Annotated in this window: 19 protein-coding genes; 13 read left to right on the forward strand and 6 right to left on the reverse strand. The window is 58.4% G+C overall.

Translation table 11 applies throughout. The features are described 5' to 3' along the window. The first annotated feature begins 3 nt into the window (after positions 1-3). The 3 genes from QRN85_RS01305 (at position 4) to QRN85_RS01315 (ending at position 4,454) form a co-directional block, all read left to right on the forward strand. Positions 4-3,144, forward strand: coding sequence for an efflux RND transporter permease subunit (locus QRN85_RS01305; protein ID WP_062590123.1), 3,141 nt, complete (start codon positions 4-6; stop codon positions 3,142-3,144). 165 nt (positions 3,145-3,309) lie between these two features. Beyond that, positions 3,310-3,927, forward strand: coding sequence for a TetR/AcrR family transcriptional regulator (locus QRN85_RS01310; RefSeq protein WP_284756928.1), 618 nt, complete (start codon positions 3,310-3,312; stop codon positions 3,925-3,927). Positions 3,928-3,998: 71 nt separating this feature from the next. Beyond that, positions 3,999-4,454, forward strand: a complete 456-nt coding sequence (locus QRN85_RS01315) for a ribonuclease H family protein (RefSeq protein ID WP_284756930.1) — start codon at positions 3,999-4,001, stop codon at positions 4,452-4,454. 25 nt (positions 4,455-4,479) lie between these two features. Here QRN85_RS01315 and QRN85_RS01320 read toward each other — a convergent pair whose 3' ends face one another. Further along, the gene (locus QRN85_RS01320; RefSeq protein WP_284756932.1) at positions 4,480-6,762 is read right to left on the reverse strand and encodes an FdhF/YdeP family oxidoreductase; all 2,283 of its coding nucleotides are present in this window, start codon (positions 6,760-6,762) and stop codon (positions 4,480-4,482) included. Positions 6,763-6,992: 230 nt separating this feature from the next. On the opposite strand from QRN85_RS01320, the gene QRN85_RS01325 reads away from it, so the two are divergent. Together QRN85_RS01325 and QRN85_RS01330 are read left to right on the forward strand one after the other, a co-directional pair. Then, positions 6,993-7,733, forward strand: coding sequence for a cytochrome c oxidase assembly protein (locus tag QRN85_RS01325; protein ID WP_284756934.1), 741 nt, complete (start codon positions 6,993-6,995; stop codon positions 7,731-7,733). A gap of 4 nt (positions 7,734-7,737) precedes the next feature. Continuing rightward, positions 7,738-8,238 (forward strand): CopD family protein, encoded by a 501-nt coding sequence (locus QRN85_RS01330; RefSeq protein ID WP_113098737.1) that lies wholly within the window; start codon positions 7,738-7,740, stop codon positions 8,236-8,238. Here QRN85_RS01330 and QRN85_RS01335 read toward each other — a convergent pair. After that, a complete protein-coding gene (locus tag QRN85_RS01335; RefSeq protein ID WP_112960635.1) occupies positions 8,216-8,713 on the reverse strand; it encodes a DUF2231 domain-containing protein in 498 nt (165 codons plus the stop codon). The genes QRN85_RS01330 and QRN85_RS01335 overlap by 23 nt on opposite strands. Positions 8,714-8,752: 39 nt before the next feature. Between QRN85_RS01335 and coxB the strand changes: the two genes are divergently transcribed. From coxB to QRN85_RS01350, 3 genes are read left to right on the forward strand one after another with little or no spacing between them, the layout of a single operon-like run. Next, positions 8,753-9,436, forward strand: a complete 684-nt coding sequence (gene coxB, locus QRN85_RS01340; RefSeq protein ID WP_284756938.1) for a cytochrome c oxidase subunit II — start codon at positions 8,753-8,755, stop codon at positions 9,434-9,436. Next, positions 9,433-11,946: a cytochrome c oxidase subunit I gene (ctaD, locus tag QRN85_RS01345; RefSeq protein ID WP_284756940.1), complete on the forward strand. Its 2,514-nt coding sequence runs from the start codon at positions 9,433-9,435 to the stop codon at positions 11,944-11,946. The genes coxB and ctaD overlap by 4 nt, the downstream gene beginning before the upstream one ends. Before the next feature lie 3 nt (positions 11,947-11,949). After that, positions 11,950-12,270: a hypothetical protein gene (locus QRN85_RS01350; protein WP_284756942.1), complete on the forward strand. Its 321-nt coding sequence runs from the start codon at positions 11,950-11,952 to the stop codon at positions 12,268-12,270. A 12-nt stretch (positions 12,271-12,282) separates the two neighbouring features. Here the strand turns inward: QRN85_RS01350 and QRN85_RS01355 are convergent, their stop codons facing one another. After that, positions 12,283-13,224, reverse strand: coding sequence for a lytic transglycosylase domain-containing protein (locus QRN85_RS01355; RefSeq protein ID WP_284756943.1), 942 nt, complete (start codon positions 13,222-13,224; stop codon positions 12,283-12,285). Between the two features lie 14 nt (positions 13,225-13,238). Continuing rightward, positions 13,239-13,955 (reverse strand): SDR family NAD(P)-dependent oxidoreductase, encoded by a 717-nt coding sequence (locus QRN85_RS01360; protein ID WP_284756944.1) that lies wholly within the window; start codon positions 13,953-13,955, stop codon positions 13,239-13,241. 164 nt (positions 13,956-14,119) lie between these two features. Between QRN85_RS01360 and QRN85_RS01365 the strand changes: the two genes are divergently transcribed. Next, complete coding sequence (locus tag QRN85_RS01365) at positions 14,120-15,790, forward strand: FAD/NAD(P)-binding protein (protein ID WP_284756946.1); 1,671 nt, start codon at positions 14,120-14,122, stop codon at positions 15,788-15,790. Here the strand turns inward: QRN85_RS01365 and QRN85_RS01370 are convergent, their stop codons facing one another. Both QRN85_RS01370 and QRN85_RS01375 read right to left on the reverse strand, forming a co-directional pair. Continuing rightward, the gene (locus tag QRN85_RS01370; protein WP_284756948.1) at positions 15,791-16,531 is read right to left on the reverse strand and encodes an MOSC domain-containing protein; all 741 of its coding nucleotides are present in this window, start codon (positions 16,529-16,531) and stop codon (positions 15,791-15,793) included. It lies immediately after the preceding gene. Between the two features lie 69 nt (positions 16,532-16,600). Continuing rightward, positions 16,601-17,929, reverse strand: a complete 1,329-nt coding sequence (locus QRN85_RS01375) for an aminotransferase-like domain-containing protein (protein ID WP_113098731.1) — start codon at positions 17,927-17,929, stop codon at positions 16,601-16,603. 99 nt (positions 17,930-18,028) lie between these two features. Here QRN85_RS01375 and QRN85_RS01380 point away from each other — a divergent pair, with 99 nt between their 5' ends. Genes QRN85_RS01380 through QRN85_RS01395 form a run of 4 tightly spaced genes read left to right on the forward strand, consistent with a single transcriptional unit; the run spans position 18,029 to position 21,633 of the window. Next, complete coding sequence (locus QRN85_RS01380; RefSeq protein ID WP_113098730.1) at positions 18,029-18,991, forward strand: substrate-binding domain-containing protein; 963 nt, start codon at positions 18,029-18,031, stop codon at positions 18,989-18,991. Between the two features lie 52 nt (positions 18,992-19,043). Next, entirely contained in the window at positions 19,044-19,934 is an 891-nt protein-coding gene (locus QRN85_RS01385) for an ABC transporter substrate-binding protein (protein WP_113098729.1), read from the forward strand. Beyond that, positions 19,931-20,854, forward strand: coding sequence for an amino acid ABC transporter permease (locus QRN85_RS01390; protein ID WP_112960625.1), 924 nt, complete (start codon positions 19,931-19,933; stop codon positions 20,852-20,854). The genes QRN85_RS01385 and QRN85_RS01390 overlap by 4 nt, the downstream gene beginning before the upstream one ends. Then, the gene (locus QRN85_RS01395; protein WP_062590209.1) at positions 20,854-21,633 is read left to right on the forward strand and encodes an amino acid ABC transporter ATP-binding protein; all 780 of its coding nucleotides are present in this window, start codon (positions 20,854-20,856) and stop codon (positions 21,631-21,633) included. Before QRN85_RS01390 ends, QRN85_RS01395 begins: the two co-directional genes overlap by 1 nt. The last annotated feature ends 11 nt before the right edge of the window (positions 21,634-21,644 follow it).

Consider the following 21,644-nt stretch of genomic DNA (forward strand, 5'->3'; position numbering starts at 1 on the left):
TCCATGGCGCGGTTTTTCATAGACAGGCCCATCTTCGCGTGGGTCATAGCGATCATCATCATGGGGCTCGGCGTCCTGTCGATCCTGCGTTTGCCCATCTCGCAGTATCCGTCGATTGCCGGACCCGCCGTCGTTATCGGCGCAACCTATCCCGGCGCATCGGCTGAAACGGTCGCCGATACGGTCGTCCAGATCATCGAAAAGGAAATGACGGGGCTAGATGGCCTGCGCTACATCGAGTCGTCGACGACCTCGACAGGTCGCGCCTCCATCACACTCAATTTCTCGCTCGGTACTGATCCCGATATTGCTCAGGTTCAGGTTCAGAACAAGCTGAGCCAGGCCGAGGCCAGCCTGCCTGCGGAAGTCACCCGCCAGGGTGTTACGGCCGAAAAATCCACGACGGGCTTCCTCATGGTTATCGCTCTGATTTCCGATGACGGAGCTCGCACTGCGGTCGACCTTTCGGATTATCTCAACTCCTACATGGTCGAGCCGATCTCCCGCCTTAAAGGCGTTGGCAAGGTTGAAGTCTTCGGTTCGGAATATGCCATGCGGATCTGGCTGGATCCGCTGAAGCTGAAATATTACGGCCTGTCCCCCAACACCGTCATCAATGCCATCAGCGCGCAGAATGCACAGATTTCTGCGGGTTCGTTTGGTGCGATGCCGGCACCCAAGGGGCAGCTGCTGAATGCGACGGTGACCGCACAGTCACTTTTGAAGACACCTGCGGACTTCGAGCGTGTCGTTCTGCGCGCCGATACGGATGGAGGCTTGGTCCTTCTGCGTGACGTCGCTCGCGCTGAACTGGGTACGGAAAACTACGAAATTGCTGGTTTCTACAATGGCAAGCCCGCATCGGGCATGGCTATTCAGCTCGCATCAGGCGCAAATGCGCTGGAGACGGCGGAGCTGGCCAAGGCGAAGGTTGCCGAACTCGGAGAATATCTTCCGGCGGGCGTGAGTTACGTCATTCCCTATGACACAACGCCTTTCGTATCGCTTTCCATCGAGGCGGTGGTTCACACGCTCATCGAGGCGATTGCGCTCGTCGTTCTCGTCATTCTCCTTTTCCTTCATAACTTCCGCGCAACCCTTATCCCGGCGCTTGCGGTTCCAGTCGTGCTTCTTGGCACCTTCGGCATCATGGCAGCGCTTGGTTTTTCCATCAACACGTTGACGATGCTGGCCATGGTCCTTGCCATCGGTCTGCTTGTGGATGATGCGATTGTCGTGGTGGAAAACGTCGAGCGTATCATGCGCGACGAGCATCTCGATCCGGTCGAGGCGACAAAGAAGTCCATGGTTGAAATCCAGGGCGCTCTCATCGGCATCGGTATGGTGGTTTCAGCGGTTTTCGTGCCGATGGCATTCTTCGGCGGTGCCACCGGCGAAATGTACAAGCAGTTTGCGGTTACCATCGTGTCTGCCATGGCGCTGTCGGTCATGGTCGCATTGATCTTTACACCGGCTCTCTGCGCCACGATCCTCAAGGCGCACGATCCCCATGCCAAGGCCGGGTTGGCCGTTCGGTTCAGCAACGCTTTCGAGCGTCGCTTTTCCTGGCTTACGGATCGCTATGGCAAGGTCGTGTCCGGCTCTGCGAAACGACCGATCCGCATGTTCCTCGTCTATCTGGTTCTGGTTGGCGTCATGGTGTCGCTTTACCAGAAAACGCCCACATCCTTCCTTCCGGATGAAGACCAGGGCAGCCTCCTGACGATCATCCAGACCCCGCCCGGAACGACTGCCGAAAGCACGGAAGCCGTGCTGCGCAAGGTCGAAAACTATTACATGAACGCCGAAGGGAAGAATGTTGCGTCCGTATTCTCGGTGCGTGGATTCTCCTTCGCCGGGCAGGGCCAGAACATGGGCATGATGTTCGTCAAGCTCAAGGATTGGAAAGAGCGTGAGGGCAGGGAAAACTCCGCCCAGGCCATCGCGGCCCGCGCCTTCGGCCCTCTGATGGGCGGCATCAAGGAAGCGATCGTCGTTCCGCTCGTGCCACCCGCCGTCACGGAACTGGGCAACTCCAACGGCTTTACCGCCTATCTTCAGGCGCGCGCTGGCCAAAGCCATGAGCAGCTTCTGGAAGCCCGCAACATGCTGCTTGGCATGGCTGCCAAGAGCCCCAAGCTCATGGCGGTTCGACCGAACGGTGTGGAAGACGCCTCCCAGTTCGAACTCAACATCGATTGGGGCAAGGCTGGCGCGGTGGGATTGAGTGCGGCGGATGTCGGCGCGTTCCTGACGACCGTGTGGTCAAGCTCCTACGTCAATGACTTTCTCTATGAAGGTCGTATGAAGCGCGTCTATGTTCAGGGTGAGCCGGATGCCCGCACCGGGCCTGAAGATCTTGCCCTGTGGCGCGTTCCCAATGGCAACGGCGACTTTGTCGATCTTTCGACCATTGCCAGCCAGAACTGGGTTTTCGGACCCCAGCAGGTCAGCCGCTATGACGCCTTGCCAGCCATGGAGCTTGAAGGGTCTCCCGCAGCAGGCTTTTCCTCGGGTGAGGCGCTGGCGGAAATGGAAGCGCTTGCAGCAAAGCTGCCGCCCGGCTTCAGCCTGCAGTGGACGGGTATGTCCCTTGAGGAAAAGGATGCTGGCGCGGGGGCTCTGCCGCTTTACGGTCTGGCGCTCGCAACCATGTTCCTTTGCCTGGCTGCCCTATATGAAAGCTGGACAATTCCGGTCGCCGTCCTGCTCGCCATGCCGGTTGGTATTCTGGGAGCGCTTCTGGGCGCATGGATCGGCGGTCAGTCCAATGGCGTCTATTTCCAGGTGGGACTGCTGACGGTCGTCGGCCTCACCGGCAAGAACGGCATTATGATTGTCGAATTTGCCCGTGAGCGCATGGCCAATCTGGGTGAGGGCGCATTCGACGCGGTCTGCCAGGCAGCGAAGCTTCGCTTCAGACCAATCTTGATGACGTCTCTTGCCTTCGGCTTGGGTGTCATTCCGCTGGTCATTTCCACCGGTGCCGGCGCCGGCGCTCGCCACGCCATTGGTTATGCGACCTTCTTCGGCACGGTAACGGGCACGCTTCTGGCAATTGTCATGGTGCCGGTGTTCTTCGTACTGGTCACGAAACTGTTCCGCTCCCGCAAGGCGAAACAGGCAGAACCGAAAACAGTGTAACGACGGAACCGACTGTCCCGACGCGCAAGGCCCGTCGGGACAGTCATAAGCCGGGAGGCGGATGGCGGCTGGGTCTGGATCATTTTTTAGCATGCCGCTGATTTGCTTTGCCCTATTTCACCATATAGAAGCATATTCGAAAATAGGTGATTAGAGAGGCGTAGGGTGAGAAGAACCAAGGATCAGGCTGCGGAAACCGGGCGTCAGATCTTGCAGGCTGCCGAGACCCTCTTCCTCGATAAGGGCTACGACAAGGTCAGCCTTGAGGAAATCGCCACGCAGTCCGGCGTTACCCGCGGCGCCATTCATTGGCATTTTAAGAACAAGCAGGGTCTTTTACTGGCGTTGAGAAACGGTGCGCAGGAGCCGTTCCGGCGTTTCGCCGACGAACTTGCCGAGGGCAAGGGCTGTCCTTCCATCGAAACATTGATCGACATTATCCAGGACATGTTCGCGCGGTTCGAAAAGGACCCGCGCCAACGCGGTCTGCTGCTTGTCATGATGCGGCTCGATATTGTGCTGACGGAAAATGACGAGGAAGGGCAGGATACGTTTCCAGAAGAAATGAATGATCTCCTTCTTCGCATTTTCACCGCCGTCGACGCAGGCCCGGGTCTCGCGGCACCCTGGACGCCTGAAAAGGCCGCCTCCATGGTTTCTGCCATCGTCGGTGGGCTCGTGACGGAATGGGCATTGCGGCGTGGCAAGTTCAGACTTTGCGTGGACGGCGCGCTTTTCATCCGCACCCTGCTGTCGGGCATTCAGCGGCAGCCATTGCAGTGACACTGACGTCAAAAGAAGAGCAGGTGCATGGCAGTGCTTCCGGGCCAAACTCGAGCGTGTCGAACGGAGCCATGCTCCATCTTTATATCGACGGCTCTTACGATGCTGCCAGAAAGAAGGGCGGCTGGGCTTTCGTAGCGACGAGCGACGAAAACAGGATCACTTCGTCCCATGCCGGTAGCTTCGATGGCGATAGCAACAATACGCTGGAGCTCGTGGCTGCCGTCAAGGCGCTTGAGTGGGCCATGACTAACATAGACGCTGCCGCCATCACCATCTGGTCTGACTCAAACTACGTCGTGGAAGGGTGCAATGTCTGGCGCCCCATCTGGAGCAATAACGGCTGGAAGCGTTACAATCCGAACCCGAAAAAGCGCAGCCGAATTATACCGGATGCGGACCTGTGGAAGAGCATGGACCTCATGCTTCGGCAAAATCCAGGCGTCGGGGTTGCATGGTGCAAGGGCCATAATGGAAATGTCGGCAATGAGCTTGCCGACAAGCTTGCCAGAGAGGCCAGCTCTTAAGGCTGGCCAACTCGCAGCGGTCGTGTCAGGCAGGCTCAATCCGCACCGGCACCGATTTTGCAGCAGGCGTTTTGCTTTCTTCCGCATATTGCCAGAGCGGTATGAGAGGGTTGCATTCCGGGTAATATGCAGCACAAGTTCCCGATGGCAGGTCGTAATCGATCACCTGAAAATTGGTCATCGTCCGCAAGATCCCGTCATCGACGGCGGTGGTGATGCGTGCCAAACCGTCCTTCGCAATGCCAAGCCGGATGCGATCATCGGCGCTCATCATCACGATCATTCGCGATTTGTGGATGCCGCGCAGGCGGTCATCGTAACCATAGACCGTGGTGTTGAACTGGTCATTGGACCTCAGCGTTATAAGCCGCAACACATCGCCGTCCTCGGCGGCAGCAAAACTGGCGTTCAAGGATTTCGGCAGCTTGAAGTTCGCCTTGCCGGTGTCCGTGTGCCATTCGCGGTGGCGTGCGGGCACAGGTCTGGGGAAGCCGCCGGGTATGTCGAGCCGCCCGTTGAAGTCCCTGAATGGCTCGGGATAGGTGGCCTCGATGGCGTCCCTGACCAGCGCATAATTATTGACCCAGTCTTCCCACGGCACCTTTGGGTTGGGTTCCAGCGCATGTTTGGCGATCTCGGCGACGATGCGCGGTTCCGACAGCAACTCCTCATGCGCGGGCTTGTACTTCCCGCGCGAGGCGTGGATGCAGGTCGTCGAATCTTCCATGGTCACGATCTGCGGCCCTGACAGCTGCTCGTCGATCTCCGAGCGGACCAGCGTGGGAAGAATATAGGTCGTCGCCGCTGTTACCAGATGGCTGCGGTTCAGCTTGGTGGCAATCTGCACCGAAAGGTCGAGATCGCGCCATTTGCGCTCCATCAGTTCGCTCTCGGGGATGGCACGCACAAAGTTGCCGCCAAGGCTGATGAAGGCTTTGACCGTTCCCTTCACAATGCCTTCGCAGGCCTCGATGGTGTTCAGTCCATCTTCGCGGGGTGGCTCAAAGCCGTATTGTTCCGCAAGAAGGTCGAGAGGAACAAGCTCGGTCTTCTCAGAAATGCCGACCGTACGCTGGCCTTGAACGTTGGAATGTCCGCGCACCGGACAGATGCCTGCGCCGGGCTTGCCGATATTGCCGCGCATCAGCAAAAGGTTGATCAGCGTTTGAACATTGTCCACGCCATATCTGTGCTGCGTCAGGCCCATGCCATAGATGGCGATCACTGCTTTTGCCTTGGAGTAGGTCCGCGCCGCCGCTTCGATAGAGGCCGAGCTTAGTCCTGAAACCTGCAAGATCTCGGCCCAGTCAGTTGACCGAACCTGTGCCTCGAAGGCTTCGAAGCCATGCGTGTGCTGCTGGATGAAGTCCTCGTCCAGAATGCCGGCCTCACCCCGCGCCTTCGCCTCGTCGTGCCATGTGAACAGAAACTTCGCCATGCCCATCATCACGGCAATATCGCCACCGGCGCTCACCTGATAATATTGCGTGGCAATCTGCGTTGCCTTGTTCGTGGCCATCTGGCCGGGACGCTGGGGGTTGACGAATTCCTGCCAGCCGCGCTCCTTCAGGGGGTTGAAAACCACAATCGGGACATCCCGCTCACGCACTTCCTGCAGGCTGTGCAACAGTCGTGGAGAGTTGGTGCCGACATTCTGACCGAAGGACAAGATGCAATCGGTGTGCTCATAATCATGCAAAAGTATCGTGCCGACGGGGGTGCCGATGCTTTGCGGCAGGGCAACCGAGGTTGTCTCGTGGCACATGTTAGAACTGTCGGGAAGGTTGTTGTTGCCATAAAGGCGGGCCAGAAGCTGATACATGTAGGATGTTTCGAGCGAAGCGCGGCCTGAAGCATAGAAGACGACCGATGATGGCTCGAAACCCTTGAGCTTCTGCCCGATGTCTGCAAACGCCTCCTGCCAGCTCACGCTCACATATTTGTCTGTGGTCGCGTCGTAGCGCATCGGGTGCGTCAGGCGGCCTTCGTTTTCCAGATCATAGTCCGGCAACTTGAGAAGTTCGCTGACGGTATGCTTCGCGAAAAACTCTGGCGTCGTTCGCTTGGATGTCAGGTCCCAAAATGTTGCCTTTGCGCCGTTTTCGCAAAACTCGCCCAGATGCGGCTTGCCAGGTTTTGCCCATGCGCAGCTGGTGCACATATAACCGCCGACCTTGTTGTGATCCTTCAGAAGCCCCGGCGCCGTCTTTATGGCGCGTTGCTGGATCACATCGGCAAAGACTGATTTGAGAGAACCCCACCCGCCTGTGGGCATCGTGTATTGCTTGTATTTGACTTTTTGTTCCACCCGGTCACCTCATGGCTCTGCGTGATGAGCCAACAGATGAGCCTTGCGATGGTTCCACGCGCGGGATGATGCCGGGCTCGGAACTGCATCACAGTGCCGTCATGGACACACAGGCGACGTTGCGGAAAACTTTTTGTGATCCTGTCAGGGAACTATTTTGGAACCCTTGGGTGGGGGGCGCGTTGCGGGAATGAGGAGACACGTCACGCATCGCACACGGGGGTAACAATTTGCCGAGCACACTGGATCCCTATTGCGGGCCTGCTCCAGACAGCCAGGATCTTCAATATGCTTGGAATCTCGATCCTGTTCTCGTTCTGGCAATGGTATCCGTCATCGCAGTTCTGCACGCTCGGTCAGATGATCGGCATCGCGGATTGACCATACTGCTGTCACTTGTCCTCGTCATCGCCTTCGTCTCCCCTCTTTGCGCCCTTTCAACGGCACTGTTTTCAGCCCGCACCATCCACCATATCCTGGTCGGTTCGGTCGCCGCGCCAATCGCTGCGGCATTGCTGCTTGCCTCTCCTATGAAGGCCTTGAAGGTCCCGGCAGAGGCGGTCTTTCTTCTTCACACCGTCGTTTATTGGACGTGGCATCTACCATTCGCCTATGATTTCGCGCTGTCGGGTACTCTGCCATACTGGTTGATGCAGGCTGCCTTGATCGGCTCATCCGTGTGGCTGTGGCTGCGGATCCTGTCTGAGAAGACGTCGATGCTGTCGTCCGTGGGGCTGGCGGTCGGGACGATGGTGCAGATGGGCTTTCTCGGGGCAATCCTGACCTTCGCACCCCAGCCGCTTTTTGCGCCGCATCTGTTGACGACACAGGCTTTCGGCTTCACCCCACTGGGCGACCAGCAGCTTTCCGGCGTTTTGATGTGGACGCTGGGCTTTGCGCCTTATGCAGCAGCTGCGGTCTTTGTCTTGCGCAAGCGATTGTTCTGCGGCCACCAAGCCTTGGGAAACTGAGCCCATGGCAGTCTGGCTCAAATTCATTCACATCGCGGCGATTGCGCTCTGGGCGGCGGGCATTGTCAGCCTTCCGGGCCTTTACGTGCAACGTGCTCATATCAGCAAAGATCAGGATCTTTTCCGGCTGCAAAAGATCGTCCGCTTCTCCTATGTCAGAATTCTTTCGCCCGCAGCATTCGTCGCCATTGCGTCGGGAACAGGGCTCATTTTCCTGCAGGAGCCCTATAGCGGCTGGTTTTCTGTCAAGCTCATGCTGGTCGGGATGCTCGTCGTCATCCACGTCATGACGGGCCTCGTTATTATCAGGCTTTTTGAGGAGGGTGAGGTCTATCCCGTCTGGCGCTTCGTTACCGCAACAATCCTCAGCGGCGGGGTCGTGTGCGGCATTCTTTTCGTGGTGCTGGCTCGTCCCATGGTCGATTTTTCGGTGCCCCCCGGCTTCTTTGAACCGGGAGCACTGAAAAGCATGATCTCGAAGATCAGTCCTTGGCCGATACCATGAGGCCGATGCCGTGATCGAAAATCAACTTCCCACCGTGCCACCCGGCCAGTCCTGTCAGGACAGCAGCCAGAAGGGACAATCCCAGCCCATGCGGCAAGATATCGATGGTCGCGGTCACGCGGCCACCCCAGTTCGCTCCCATAACCCCGATCAGAGCCATCGCGGCAATGCCATGGGCCCAGCTTGCGACGCGGGCGCGAATGCCGGCGACCAGCAGAAGTTCTGCGGTGCCGATCGTGCCTGCGGCCAGTCCACTGAAGAATGCGCCACCGGAAGCCCAAAGCCCCGCGCGCGCCCAGAAGTCATCGGCGCTCCACCAGTAGAAAACGTCGGTCCCAAGTGTCGCAATCACAAGCGCAATAGGGAAATGAACCGTCATGGCATGGAGCGGATGACCCGCAACGGCCACGGCGGAATTCGTGGTCTTTTCTTCCACCTTGGAAATGACGGGGTTGGGACTGCCTGTATCTGCCATGGGTTACCTCCTGATGTCAGGTCAACACGCGTATCGCCGATGCGGTTCCGGCCGCTAACGGCAGTTTTACCGCTTGCTGCGGTTCTAGCCGGGTGTTCCGGCGATCTTTCAGTTCTGGATCCAGCAGGTCCGTCCTCTCAGGCTATAGCGGGTCTCTGGTGGGCCATGCTGGCGGGCGCGGTTGGCCTTTTTACCCTCATCATGATGCTGCTCTACATCGTTTTCTTCGCGCCCCGGCTGGTTGAAAACGTCACGCCGAAACAATGGATCGGATGGGGCGGTCTCGCCATGCCCATACCCGTCCTTCTGGCACTCCTTGCCTATGCCTTCGTTCAGGGCGAAAAACTGTTCGGCGCAGAAGCACTGGAGCCCGCTGTCACCGTAACCGCCACGTCAAGGATGTGGGGCTGGGATTTTGTCTATGAGCAGGACGGCAACCAGATCAACAGTCAGGACGTCCTTCATATTCCTGTTGGTCAACCCGTCAGAATTCTGACGACAAGCACGGATGTGATACACAGCTTCTGGGTGCCAAGGCTCGGCGGCAAGATCGACGCCATTCCGGGACAAACAACCAGCATCGTCTTGCGAGCGGATGTTGAGGGCACATTCGGCGGCATTTGCGCGGAATATTGCGGCGAAGGTCACAGCGCAATGAATTTCCGCGTGCAGGCCCATAGCGTTGAGAATTTTCAAAACACACTCAGGACATTGCAACAGTGACGGACCGCGAAACGACCATAGAACCCATCTCCTCGCTTGCCCTGCATCGGCAGCTGGAAGCCGTCTGGCGCAGCGGCAAGGGTCTGAAGCGGCTCGCTGCCGTCAATCACAATGTCATCGGCATCCGCTTCATGGTGACTGCTCTGGTCTTCTTCGCCATTGGCGGTTTCCTTGGCATGTTGATCCGCACCCAGCTTGCGACCGCTTCCAATGCCTTCATGGATGCCGCGCAATATGCGCAGGTTTTCACCATGCATGGCACCATCATGATGTTCCTGTTCGCCATCCCGTTTTTCGAGGGGTTGTCGATCTATCTGTTGCCCAAGCTGCTCGGGGCCCGAGATCTCGCCTTTCCCAGATTGTCGGCTTACGGATACTGGTGCTACCTCTTCGGCGGCTCGATGCTGATCGTCGCCTTGCTCGGCGGTGTCGCGCCAGATAGCGGCTGGTTCATGTACACGCCCCTGTCCTCGTCGCGTTACAGCCCCGGCATCAATGCCGATATCTGGCTTCTGGGCATAACCTTCGTCGAAATCTCCGCCATCAGCGCGGCTATTGAGATCGTCGTCACCATCATACGTATGCGTGCGCCGGGCATGTCGCTTGTCAGAATGCCGATCTTTGCCTGGTACATGCTGGTTGTCGGCGGCATGATGCTGGTCGGTTTCCCCCCCTTGATCCTCGGTTCAATGCTGCTGGAGGCCGAACGCGCCTTCGGCCTGCCGTTCTTCGATCCTGACCGGGGAGGGGACCCGCTTTTGTGGCAGCATCTTTTCTGGCTGTTCGGGCACCCGGAAGTCTACATCATCTTTCTGCCCGCAGCGGGCGCCTTGTCCACTATCATCCCCGTGCTCGCCAGAACGACGCTGACCGGCTATCACATCATCGTCGCCTCGCTCATGGCCATGGCCTTCCTGTCCTTTGGCCTGTGGGTCCATCACATGTACACGGTCGGCATTCCGCATGTAGCCTTGTCGTTCTTTTCAGCGGCAAGTGCGCTGGTCGCCATCCCCACAGCCATCCAGATTTTCGCGTGGCTTGCCACGCTTGCGCAGGGTAAACCCCGCCTCAACATTCCCATGCTGCATGTCTTCGGATTTTTCTTCGTCTTCGTCATCGGCGGGTTGACCGGCGTCATGCTTGCCATGGTGCCCTTCGACATGCAGGCGCATGACACGCATTTCGTTGTTGCCCACCTTCACTACGTGCTGGTCGGCGGCTTTCTGTTCCCCATGCTGGCCGGCATCTATTACTGGGTTCCCCATATCAGCGGGCGCCAACCGGTGCAGCACCTGTCGCGCGCCGCCTTCTGGATGATCTTCATAGGCTTCAATCTGACCTTCTTCATGATGCACCTGACGGGGCTTCTGGGGATGCCGCGCCGCACTTTCGCCTATCCGGAAGCATCGCCTTGGGAGTGGCTCAATCTTCTGTCGTCCTTCGGCAGCTTCATCATGGCCATGGGCTTCATGCTGGTGGCGCTGGATATCGTTCTGATCTTCCTCTTCGGGAAGCCTTTCCGCCGCAATCCGTGGGGCGCGGGGACGCTGGAATGGGCCATGCCGACGCCGCCAGCGCCTTACAGTTTTGCCTCCATTCCTGAGATTGCCACGCGTGCCGACAATCTTCCGATCAATCGCCTTGCCGCACAACTCGCCGCTGGAAAAGGCTTTCTCGGCTTTTGTCGAAATGGCTGGATGGAAACAATCGGTGTCGATGCGGTTTCTGGAAAGGCCAACCAGATCATCGTTCTTCCGACGCCGACCTATCTGCCGCTCTATACCGCCCTTGCCACCGGAGGGGTGTTCGTCAGCCTTCTGTTCAAGCTCTATCCTGCATCTGCTGTCTTTGCTCTGCTCACCCTCGGCCTCTTCCTGCTCTGGACATGCAACAATGCCGCCAGAACCGACTGGGGCGAAATGATCGCGTCGCCATCGTCACGTCTGCCGCTTCATTTCGAACATACCGATGCACCCAGCATATTGGCCATGCGCCTCACGCTGGTTGCCAACGCCACCCTGTTCTCATCCCTTTTGTTCGGCGGAGTTTTCCTGTGGGTCTCGACACCCGCAGGGGAAGGAATTCCGGCCTCACAAGCCGGAACTGCGCATCTGTCAGCCCTGGCATTTGGCCTTATTGCCACCTGTTGCGGGGCGGGTGGCAGTGCGCTTGGCCGGGTCATCATCGGCAAGGCCATGCTCGTTGCCTCTTTCGCGGCTTATGTCATCGCCGCCGCTCTCATCCTTCTTGACCTTTCCATGAATTCCACCGCGAGCGCTCACGCACTGGAAGCGGTCAAATTCGCGGTTTCCAGCTATCTGCTGGTCCATCTTGTCCTGGGTACGGTGTTTTCCGGTTTTTGTCTCTACCGGCTCCGTAGCGGCTATGTTTCGGCGACACGACAGAACGATCTCGTTATCGGAAGGCTCTGGCACGGTTATTGTCTCGCCGTGGTTCTGATTGCTGCCATATATCCCTATCTGTTGGCCGCCTTGCAGCCGGGAGGGTAAGTCATGCGGTACCGGATATTGTTTGCTCTCGCAGGCCCGCTCATTCTCTGGGCCGGTTATTTCTCCGCCATTTACGGCCTCCAAGCTGTTGGCTGTCGGGCGGGATGGGATGTCATGATGCTGGGTGGCATATCGCTGCTGCGGTTAACGACCATCGTCGCCTTTGTGGTGGCAGTCTCGGTGTCGGCGCTCTTGTATCTGCCTCACAGGAAGGTCGAGGCGGGCGGTGAGACAATCCTGCCTATTGCCAGATATGTCGCCTTGGCAGGGTTGGCATCCACCATCATCGTCTTTGCCGGGGTGTTCTGGCTCCAAATGTGCTGAAGCAAGGTTTCGCTAGCGGTTTTTAAATACGGTGCACGGAACGCCTGCGGCACGAATGTCCTGACACAGGCGGTTGGCTTCGGCGCGCGTTTCCCGTCCAAGCCGTGCCGCATAGCGCGGTCGGTTGCCAAAATTTCCGCCGCGCTGTCGCACCACCAGTGCCCGCTCTTCGTTGAGCGGTGAAGGCAATCGGCTGACCGCGCGTGTAAACAGTCGCTCGACAATGGCGGGTCGATAATGGGCGGCAAGCTGGACGCCCCATGGCGCCCAATCTGCTGAACCCGCAAAAACCGGCTCCTGCATCTGGCGGGTGTCGGCAAGCACAAGGCAGGCGTCCTGAAACGGCAGATCCTTGTTCAGTTCCGGTGCTGCCGTCTGGGGCGGGGAATCCTTCCACGTCTCCACGGGCTGCCCGGTAATTGCAAAAACATAGTCGCGTGTTTCTATCTGGAGTCTTCCACCGGCGAGATAACGCGAAAGCCCGTTTTCTCCGGCATTATACGCTGCTGCCGCAAAACCGAAATTTCCGAAGCGGTTCTTCAGCTCGTTAAGATAGGCAGCCGATGCGTCCAGTGCGTCTATGACATCGAAACTGTTGTTCAAGCCGCGAAGCCTGGCCGTGCCGGGCATGAATTGCGCAATGCCTTCCGCCCCCTTGTGGCTGACCGCTTCCGGGCGAAACAGGCTCTCACGCCAGATCAGCCGGGCGAAAAAAGCGGGCGGGACCGTGTGAACCCGGGCAAAATGCTCGATCGTGCGACACAGGTCGGCGTTGAAGGTTTCCCGGCGCAGGCAGAGGCGTTCGCTTTCGTTCGCCCGCTCGTAAAGGCAGGGCTGTTCACGCTCCTCGCTCGCGAAAGCTGTTTGTGATGGAAGACTGGCCGCCATGCAGGTAGCCGCTACACATCCCATGGCGATTGCCGATTTCGCTCTATCAGAGAGACGCGACCCCATTCGGAAACTCCGCACTACCAGGGAATGCTACTCCCATCATAGGCAATGAAGGTTCCGCTCGCCTCGGCGGTCAATCCATCGAGTGCGGTCAGGATCGATGCTGCCGCCTCGTCAGGTGCCACGGTGCGGTGCCCCCCGGCGAAAGGTTCGGAAAGTTTCGTTCGCACGGTTCCTGGATGGATGGCACCCAGCACAGCCTGCGGGTGGGTTCTGGCATATTCGATGGCTGCCGTATGGACAATCTGGTTCAGCGCAGCCTTCGATGCCCGGTAGGACATCCATCCACCAAGCCTGTTGTCGCCGATTGAGCCGACGCGTGCCGACAGGAAGGCGGCGATGGCGCGCTGCTTGCGGTCGAGAAGCGGCAGGAAATGCTTGGCGATCAGGGCAGGCCCCACGGCATTGATCGCGAACTGTTTCAGCATCGCCTCGGGTTCTACCTGACGCAGGGCCTTTTCCGGCGAATGTCCATCGACGCCAAGGACACCCGTTGCGCAGATCAGAAGCTGGATCGGCTCAGCCCCAAGACCCTTTGCCGCGGCTTCGATACTGTGCTCATCGGTCAAATCAAGCCCGTCGTGCCGCCGCGAAAGGCCGATGACATCTGCACAATTCTCGTCGTTGCGCAGATGGTCGAGGAGTGCCGATCCGATGCCGCCACTGGCGCCGATGATGACGGCCCGGTAGCCGGAGTGAAGCGAGGTCAGAAGATTGCTGTGCGATGAATCCATGGGCGAAAAACGTGTTCCGGCGAGCTAGGTTCAAATGTGAGACGGCGAATGCCGTGGCATCGCTAATATTCCGCCAATGCTGTTCCTGTCGCAAGGGAACTTCGAAGGCTCCTCGTGGTTTCTAAGAACGCCATCGGGCGTTTCTTACGGGGTTCATTCTATCCATGTCATCGAAAATTGCTATCATTGGGTCCGGTCCTACGGGAATATATACGTTGAAGGGACTGGTGGGCAAAGCTGAGCCGCTTTCGATCACCATCTTCGAAAGCGAAGCCGATCCGGGCAAGGGTACGCCCTACCATCCGGACCTCAACGATCAGGCAATGCTGTCCAACATCGCCAGCATCGAACTGCCACCTGTCTGCGAGACTTTGTCCGATTGGCTTCGCCGCCAGCCGGACGAGGAGTTGCAGCGTTTCGGCATAGAGCGTGCGTTGATTGCCGACCGTGAATTCTATCCTCGCGTTGTTCTGGGCGAGTTTCTCTTCTCGCAGTTTTCGCAGTTGATCGAGATCGGCAAGGCCAATGGCCACAGCATCGACGTGAGGGCATCGCATCGCGTGCGCGATATCGAGTTGCGTCAGAAGGATATACGCCTGAGCGTCAGCGCGCCTGATGGCACGACGGAGGAATTCGCCTTCGATCACGTGGTCATGGCCACGGGCCACGATTTCCCGGAAACGACCGAGGTCAAGCCGGGCTACTACATGTCGCCATGGCCGGCTCCCGCCTTGAAAAAGATCGGGCCATGCAGGGTCGGTATTCTGGGCACGTCGCTCAGCGGTATCGATGCCCTCATTACGGTTGCGACCGCACATGGATCCTTCCTGCTGGATGAGCAGGGCGTTCTGCAATATCATCCCATGGCCGAAACGGACGGTCTGCACGTGACCATGATGTCGCGAAAGGGCGTCTTGCCGGAAGCCGACTTCTATTGCGAAATTCCCTATCGTCCCCTGCAATTCTGCACGGAAGCGGCCATCGAAACCCTCATCGCCACACGCCGTCACGACCTGCTGGATGCTGTGTTCGAGTTGTTCAAGGCCGAGCTTCTGTTCTGCGATCCCGAATATGCCTCCCGTATCGGCCTGTCATTCTTGACGGTTGAAACCATTGCCAAGGCCTATTTCAACGACCGCGAAACAACACCGCCTTTCCAGTGGGCGGCGCGCAATCTGGCGGAAGCGGAAGCCAACAAGAAGGCCAAATATACGGTGGAATGGCGCTATGCCATCTTACGGATGCATGAGGTGATCGCGCTGGCAATTCCGCATCTGGACGAGAAGGATCTGGAGCGCTTTCATAAATACTTCAAGACCGTCTTCGTGGATGATTACGCCACCGTGCCGCACGCCTCGATCCAGCGGCTGCTGGCGCTCTACCGTGCAGGCAAGCTGGATATCCAGGCACTTGGGAACGAAAGCGAGATCGACAACGAAAGCGTGGAGCGCGGAGCGGTCGTGCGGGCGCAGGGCAACACCTACACTTTCGATGCCTTCATCGATGCGACCGGCCAGCACACGCTCTCGGCGCGCGACATCCCCTTCCCGACGCTGAAGCAGCAGGGCGTCATGCGCAAGGCCACAACAAGCGCGGTGCCCTCTCTGGTGGATGGCGAAGGTGCATTGGTTCGCACGGGTGGCGTTGATCTGGACGAGAAGTTCCGCCCCATCTTTCAGGACAATCTCACCAACAGGCTTTATTGCGGCTCCATCGCCTTCCTCTTGCACAAGCTGCCCTTCGTTCAGGGTATCACCAGCGCCCGGGATATCGGCAGTGTCGTGTCCAAGGCCATCCTGGAAACGAACGCGCAACTGCAATTGTCGGCGGCCTGATCAGGCCCCGACGATCTCTGCTTCATCCCCTATCGAAATCATGGCGCAGCGTTCGGTTGAGCCATAGACGCCGAAGTTTCTTCGGTTCTTTCTAAGAATCGTCCGCAGGATGTCGGCGTTTTCCTGTAAATCCGGCTGTGGAATCAACGTCATTCCACAGCGTTTCGTCTCTTCGCTCACGGCAATAAGCGCATCTCCGAGCCGCAGGCGCTGCCCCGGCCACGTGGCCTCGCAGAAGTCATCGCCGCCCGGCATACGAAGAACGATATTGGGGCGAAACCGTCTGCTCTCCACGCTCTCGTTGCCCAGAAGGGCCGAAAGCTGCTCCAGCGAATTTGTTGTCAAAAGGTGCAGTGGGCTGGGCTCATAGCGGTTTGTTGCGATATGTGCGTCGGGCTCTTGGCCCACATCAGCCTGCCCGTAAGGCCATGCCGCTACCTCGAAGCCGAAATGTTCCGATAGCCGCACGCCGATGCTGTTGCCAAGCACGGACAGCCAGTCACCATCGGGAAAGCCGATTTCCGGCACATCACCCGCCATTCTTGCATTGAGGAAGAGTGCGGGGCGCCAACGCGCCTCTTTTTCCGGTGCGGCGATCTGGCGGTTTTCGACATCGACAATGCCCCAGCCTCTATCGCCCGCGATACCATGTTCCGCAAGCTCCACCGACATCAGCCTTTCGCCGCCCAGCGAGCTCACAGGATATCGCCAGATTTCTTCAACAGTCCCCAACACGTCCACGCTGTTCCGATCTTTTTCTGTCCGTCAGAAACAGGGAACTACATGCGGCGCTGCTGGTTCCCTGCTACCTCACACTGTGCTTGCCAGCGCAATCGCATCGGCAACGCTGTCCCACTTGTCTTCGCCAAGCATAGATGTGGCCACGCGAATATAATCGCCGGGCAAAAGCGAGAATTTTCGTCCGGGATTGATGGCAATGTTGCGCGCCGCCAGCGTTACGGTGGCAAAACCCTCGGAGGCAACCGGCAACCACAGGCAAAGCCCGCTGCCGGCGGAAACCGGCACACCCCGACAGTTGAGCGCATCGGCAAGCCCATCGCGCCGCTGCTGATAGATCGCGCGCGCCTTCGCCACCATGTCGAAACTGTGCGGCTCTCGTAGCAGCCATGCCGTGGCGCTTTGCAACACGCGGCTTGTCCATCCGGCGCTGAATGCCCGGTAGGACTGGATCTGCTCGACAATGGATGCAGAACTGGAAAGCACCGCCAGCCGCAAGTCGGGTCCCAGGGTTTTTGAATAGGAAACGATGTGGATCGTCCTTTCGGGAAAACGTCCACCCAGAGATTGAGTGGGAATGCCGGCAATATCGCCCAGCCCGTCATCTTCGATAATGAGGGTCTCGGTGCCATCGAGGATATCGCCCAGTTCCGCCAGCCGGTCAGGGCTGACGGTCTGTCCCGTCACGGAATGCAGGCGTGGCTGAAACAGGAAGGCGGTCGGGCGCTGCTGCAGGACGGCGTGAAGGGACTGCGGCGTTGGTCCGTGCTCATCGCACAGAACAGGAATGATCTTGACGCCAAAATCCTCGAGAATATCCAGCAGCCGCATGGCTGTCGGATTTTCGATGGCAACCGCTGAGCCCGGTGAAACGAGTGCGCGGATGGCTGTATAGACGGCGTTGTAGCCGCCATTGGTCACCAGAAAGGCCTCCGGCTCATAAGCCCAGCGCGCAAGCGCCGCCTCATGAAGCTCCGGGATGATCCGGACCCGCTCGTAATCATTGAGCTTTTCCACCCTTGCGGCGTGGGTCAGCGCCTGTGCCAAGGGTGGCAGGAGTGAAGGGTCCGGCACGGCCAGGGTCAGATCCAGCGCGTTCGGTCCGTAATTGCCGGCACTCGCAAATCGCTCCGGCTTGGCCACAAAGCGGTCGCCGCTCACCCATGTTCCATTCCTGCCACGCCCGGTAATCACCTTGTGACGCCTCAGGTCAGCCCATGCTTCTGAAAGCGTCGCCGGGCTGATCTCCAGCTCATAGGCCAGATCGCGGATGGAGGGCAGGCGGGTGCCCACCGGCAGAACGCCCGCGCGGATGAGGGCACTCGTTTCCAGTGCAATGCCGCGAATGCTCCGATCGCCTATTTTTTCAGCAAGCCACTTGGCGGAGTAGAGATCGTCCATAAATTCACCTTTTTAAATGTTCAATAACGTAATAACATTTGATGTTTGTAATTTGAACATTTAACTTTTTCTTATCGAGATTTTTTTGAGAGCATGTGCATGACCGTAACGCTTCGCCTCGCACTCCGTGACTGGGACTATATGACCCCTCTCGTTCTCGGAGATGTATCCTCGCCCCGCCTGAAGGTCGTTGTAGACCGCGTCGGCACCCTCATTTCCAATGTCGGAACGGATCCTCTGTTCGACGCCGCGGAAATGTCTTTCAGCCGTTATGCGCAGATGCGGCATGACGGGGATGAAACGGTCGTTGGTGTGCCCAATTTCATCATGCGCGGCTTCCGGCACCGCTGCATTATCACTGCCAAGGACAGCCTGGTTCGTCAGCTGTCGGACCTTGCAGGAAAGAAGATCGGCGTTACCGGCTGGCGGGATTCCGGCAACACATGGACCCGCGCAGCCCTTCGCCGCGAAGGTGTCGGTGTTGAAGACGCGATGTGGTATGCCGGACGCCTGACGAAGGATCACCCCATTACCGACCGGCTGGACGGTTTTGGCAGGCCAGGCCGCATCGAGGCGGTGCCCGGAGAGCGACCCATGGTCGATCTTCTGCTGGAAGGCGGGCTGGATGCCGTGTTCACCCCCTTCATGCCGAAAGGGTTTTTCGACAAGGATTCGGCGCTGCGACAGGTTCTGGACGATTATCGCTCCGCCGAAGTCAGTTACTTCAACGATGTCGGCTACGTGCCGGGTATGCATCTCATCGGCTTCAAGGCGGGCGTTGTGCGCGAACATCCGTGGATCATGGATGAATTGAGCGATCTTCTGGACGCATCGCAGAGCATGTGGCTGGAAAAAAGAGAGAAATACGCCGATACGACACCCTGGATGATTGATGAGCTGCGCCGCTGCGCTGCCGATCTTTCTCCTTCGTGGAACCTGAACGGGCTTGCGGCCAATGAAAAGATGATCGGTGATTTTGCAAAGGAGCTGCATGAGCAGAAAATCCTGCCGCGGCTTCTGTCTCCCGCCGATCTGTTTCCAAGCCAGGCCGCCAGCCGCTGACGCGGCCTTGCGGACACGACATTATTTCGCGTTGAACAAAAAGGGGAATTCCATGCAATCGAAATTCATCACATCCGTCGCTCTTCTCGGCCTGATGCTGGCCGCACCGGCAATGGCGCAGGACGCCGCCATACCGAAGCAGGAGATGAACAAGGAACTCAACGCCCGTCTGCCGGAGAAAATCCGCACCGAAGGCAAGATGGTCTCCGTCAATAACGGCTCCTTTCCTCCCTATGAAATCGTCACCGGAACGGAAATGACCGGCGCCAGCGCCGATCTGACGGAAGCTCTGGGACAGCTTCTCGGCGTCAAGATTGAGCACGCCACCGTCGGCGGTCTGCCCGCATTGCTTTCGGGCGTCAACTCCGGTCGCTACCAGTTTGCCTTCGGTCCGGTTGGTGATTTCAAGACACGTCAGGAAGCCAACGACTTCGTTGACTGGGTGCAGGAATTCGTCGTCTTCGCCGTCCAGAAGGGCAACCCCAAGGGCATCGTTTCGCTAGATACGGCCTGCGGCAACCGCATCGCCGTCATGGCTGGCGGATCGGCCGAAAAGGTCATCAAGGCGCAGGTGGAAAAGTGTGTTGCCGATGGCAAGAAGCCGGTCGAGGTTCAGTCCTACACCGACCAGCCAAGCTCCATTCTGGCGGTCCGCTCCAAGCGCGCCGACGCATTCTTCTCATCGCAGGCACCGCTCACCTATTTCGTTTCCCAGGCCAATGGACAGCTTGAGCTGACCGGTATTGGCGAAAAGAACGGCTTTGACGATCTGTTCCAGGGTGCCGTCGTGCCAAAGGGCTCTCCGCTGGGCGAACTCCTGCGGGATGCCGTCAAGGTTCTCATCGATAACGGCACCTATGACGTCATCATGAAAAAATGGGGCCTGGAAAACAACACCATCAAGACACCGGGTATCAATCTGGTGGGAGTTGAAAAGAAATGAGTGTCGCCAACGCAGAGACCGCATCGCCTTCAGGCGGTGCGGACCCGCGCGATGTGGCCAATGCCCATCGCCCGTTTCAGACCGGCCGCGCCACATTGTGGTTCATCACGCTGCTGATTGCCGCCAACTTCGCCTGGATCGTCGCCAATAACGAAAACTTCGGATGGCCGGTCGTTGCCCAATATTTCTTCGATCCAACCGTCATGCAGGGATTGTCCGTCAGCCTTGGACTGACCGTCGTTGCGATGCTGATCGGCGTTGTGCTGGGCCTGTTGCTCGGCGTTGCCCGCATGTCGCAGGATGTGCTGGCCAGTTCCCTCTCCGGGCTGTTCGTCTGGTTCTTCCGGGGAACGCCGCTGCTGGTCCAGCTCATCTTCTGGTACAATCTCTCCACGCTCTTTCCGGAAATCTCCATCGCCATCCCCTTCGGTCCCACGCTTGTCAGCTGGGAAACGAATTCGGTCATCACGCCGATGACAGCCGCCATCGTCGGGCTTGCGCTCAACGAAGCCGCCTACATGGCCGAGATCATTCGCGGTGGTCTGCTGTCGGTTGATCGTGGACAGTCGGAAACGGCGGAAGCCTTCGGCATGACCAAGGCCCGCGCTCTGTGGCGCATCATCATTCCACAGGCCATGCGCTCCATCGTGCCGCCCACCGGCAACCAGTTGATCAGCATGATCAAGGCGACATCGCTGGTCAGCGTCATCGCCATGGCCGATCTGCTCTATTCGGTGCAGTCCATCTATAACCGCACCTTCGAAATTGTGCCGATGCTGATGGTCGCGGTCATCTGGTATCTGCTCATCACTTCGGTTCTCAATATCGGCCAGGGTTACATCGAGCGTTATTATGGCCGGGGCGACCGTCGCACCGCCACCGCTCAGGCGCCCACCGTGCATGAGGAGGCAACGCCGTGATCACTCCCGTTCAAGACAAGCAGCCGCTGGTTCGGGCGCGCAATGTCCACAAGGCGTTCGATCAGCTTGAGGTGCTGAAAGGCATCGATCTGGATGTCTTTCCCGGCGAAGTCGTCGTCGTGCTGGGTCCTTCCGGCTCGGGAAAATCCACCTTCCTGCGCTGCATCAACCATCTGGAATCCATCAATCGCGGCTCCATCGAGGTGGATGGTGAGCAGATCGGTTACCAGCTGAAGAAGGACAAGCTGATAAAGCTGTCGGGAAATGCCATTGCCGCACAACGGCGCAATATCGGCATGGTCTTCCAGCAGTTCAATCTCTATCCGCATATGACGGCCTTGCAGAATATCATCGAGGCGCCCATCGGCGTCCACGGGGAAAGCAAGGCGCAGGCGATAGCCTATGCCCGGGAGCTTTTGCAAAAGGTCGGCCTGTCGGACAAGGCGGATAATTATCCCCGGCAACTGTCCGGCGGCCAGCAGCAGCGCGTGGCCATTGCCCGTGCGCTAGCCATCAAGCCCAAGCTGATGCTGTTTGATGAACCGACCTCGGCGCTTGACCCGGAACTGGTGGGCGAAGTGCTGGCGACCATGCGCGATCTTGCCCGGCAGGGTCTGACCATGATCGTCGTTACCCACGAAATCGGCTTTGCCAAGGAAGCGGCGGATCGCGTCGTCTTCATGGATGGCGGCCATATCGTGGAGATGGGCAAGCCGGAAGATGTCATCGGCAATCCGCAGCATCCGCGCACGCAGGCATTCCTGTCTCGCTTCCTTTGATCCAATCGCAG

The organism is Agrobacterium sp. fls2-241-TYG-188a, assembly GCF_030209845.1.

Bases quoted from the DNA above. Each gene is read 5' to 3' on its own strand.
- QRN85_RS01305 (WP_062590123.1), top strand. From the start codon at position 4: ATGGCGCGGTTTTTCATAGACAGGCCCATCTTCGCGTGGGTCATAGCG.
- QRN85_RS01315 (WP_284756930.1), top strand. From the start codon at position 3,999: ATGCTCCATCTTTATATCGACGGCTCTTACGATGCTGCCAGAAAGAAG.
- QRN85_RS01330 (WP_113098737.1), top strand. From the start codon at position 7,738: ATGGCAGTCTGGCTCAAATTCATTCACATCGCGGCGATTGCGCTCTGG.
- QRN85_RS01335 (WP_112960635.1), bottom strand. From the start codon at position 8,713: ATGGCAGATACAGGCAGTCCCAACCCCGTCATTTCCAAGGTGGAAGAA.
- coxB (WP_284756938.1), top strand. From the start codon at position 8,753: ATGCGGTTCCGGCCGCTAACGGCAGTTTTACCGCTTGCTGCGGTTCTA.
- QRN85_RS01350 (WP_284756942.1), top strand. From the start codon at position 11,950: ATGCGGTACCGGATATTGTTTGCTCTCGCAGGCCCGCTCATTCTCTGG.
- QRN85_RS01355 (WP_284756943.1), bottom strand. From the start codon at position 13,224: ATGGGGTCGCGTCTCTCTGATAGAGCGAAATCGGCAATCGCCATGGGA.
- QRN85_RS01360 (WP_284756944.1), bottom strand. From the start codon at position 13,955: ATGGATTCATCGCACAGCAATCTTCTGACCTCGCTTCACTCCGGCTAC.
- QRN85_RS01365 (WP_284756946.1), top strand. From the start codon at position 14,120: ATGTCATCGAAAATTGCTATCATTGGGTCCGGTCCTACGGGAATATAT.
- QRN85_RS01375 (WP_113098731.1), bottom strand. From the start codon at position 17,929: ATGGACGATCTCTACTCCGCCAAGTGGCTTGCTGAAAAAATAGGCGAT.
- QRN85_RS01380 (WP_113098730.1), top strand. From the start codon at position 18,029: ATGACCGTAACGCTTCGCCTCGCACTCCGTGACTGGGACTATATGACC.
- QRN85_RS01385 (WP_113098729.1), top strand. From the start codon at position 19,044: ATGCAATCGAAATTCATCACATCCGTCGCTCTTCTCGGCCTGATGCTG.
- QRN85_RS01390 (WP_112960625.1), top strand. From the start codon at position 19,931: ATGAGTGTCGCCAACGCAGAGACCGCATCGCCTTCAGGCGGTGCGGAC.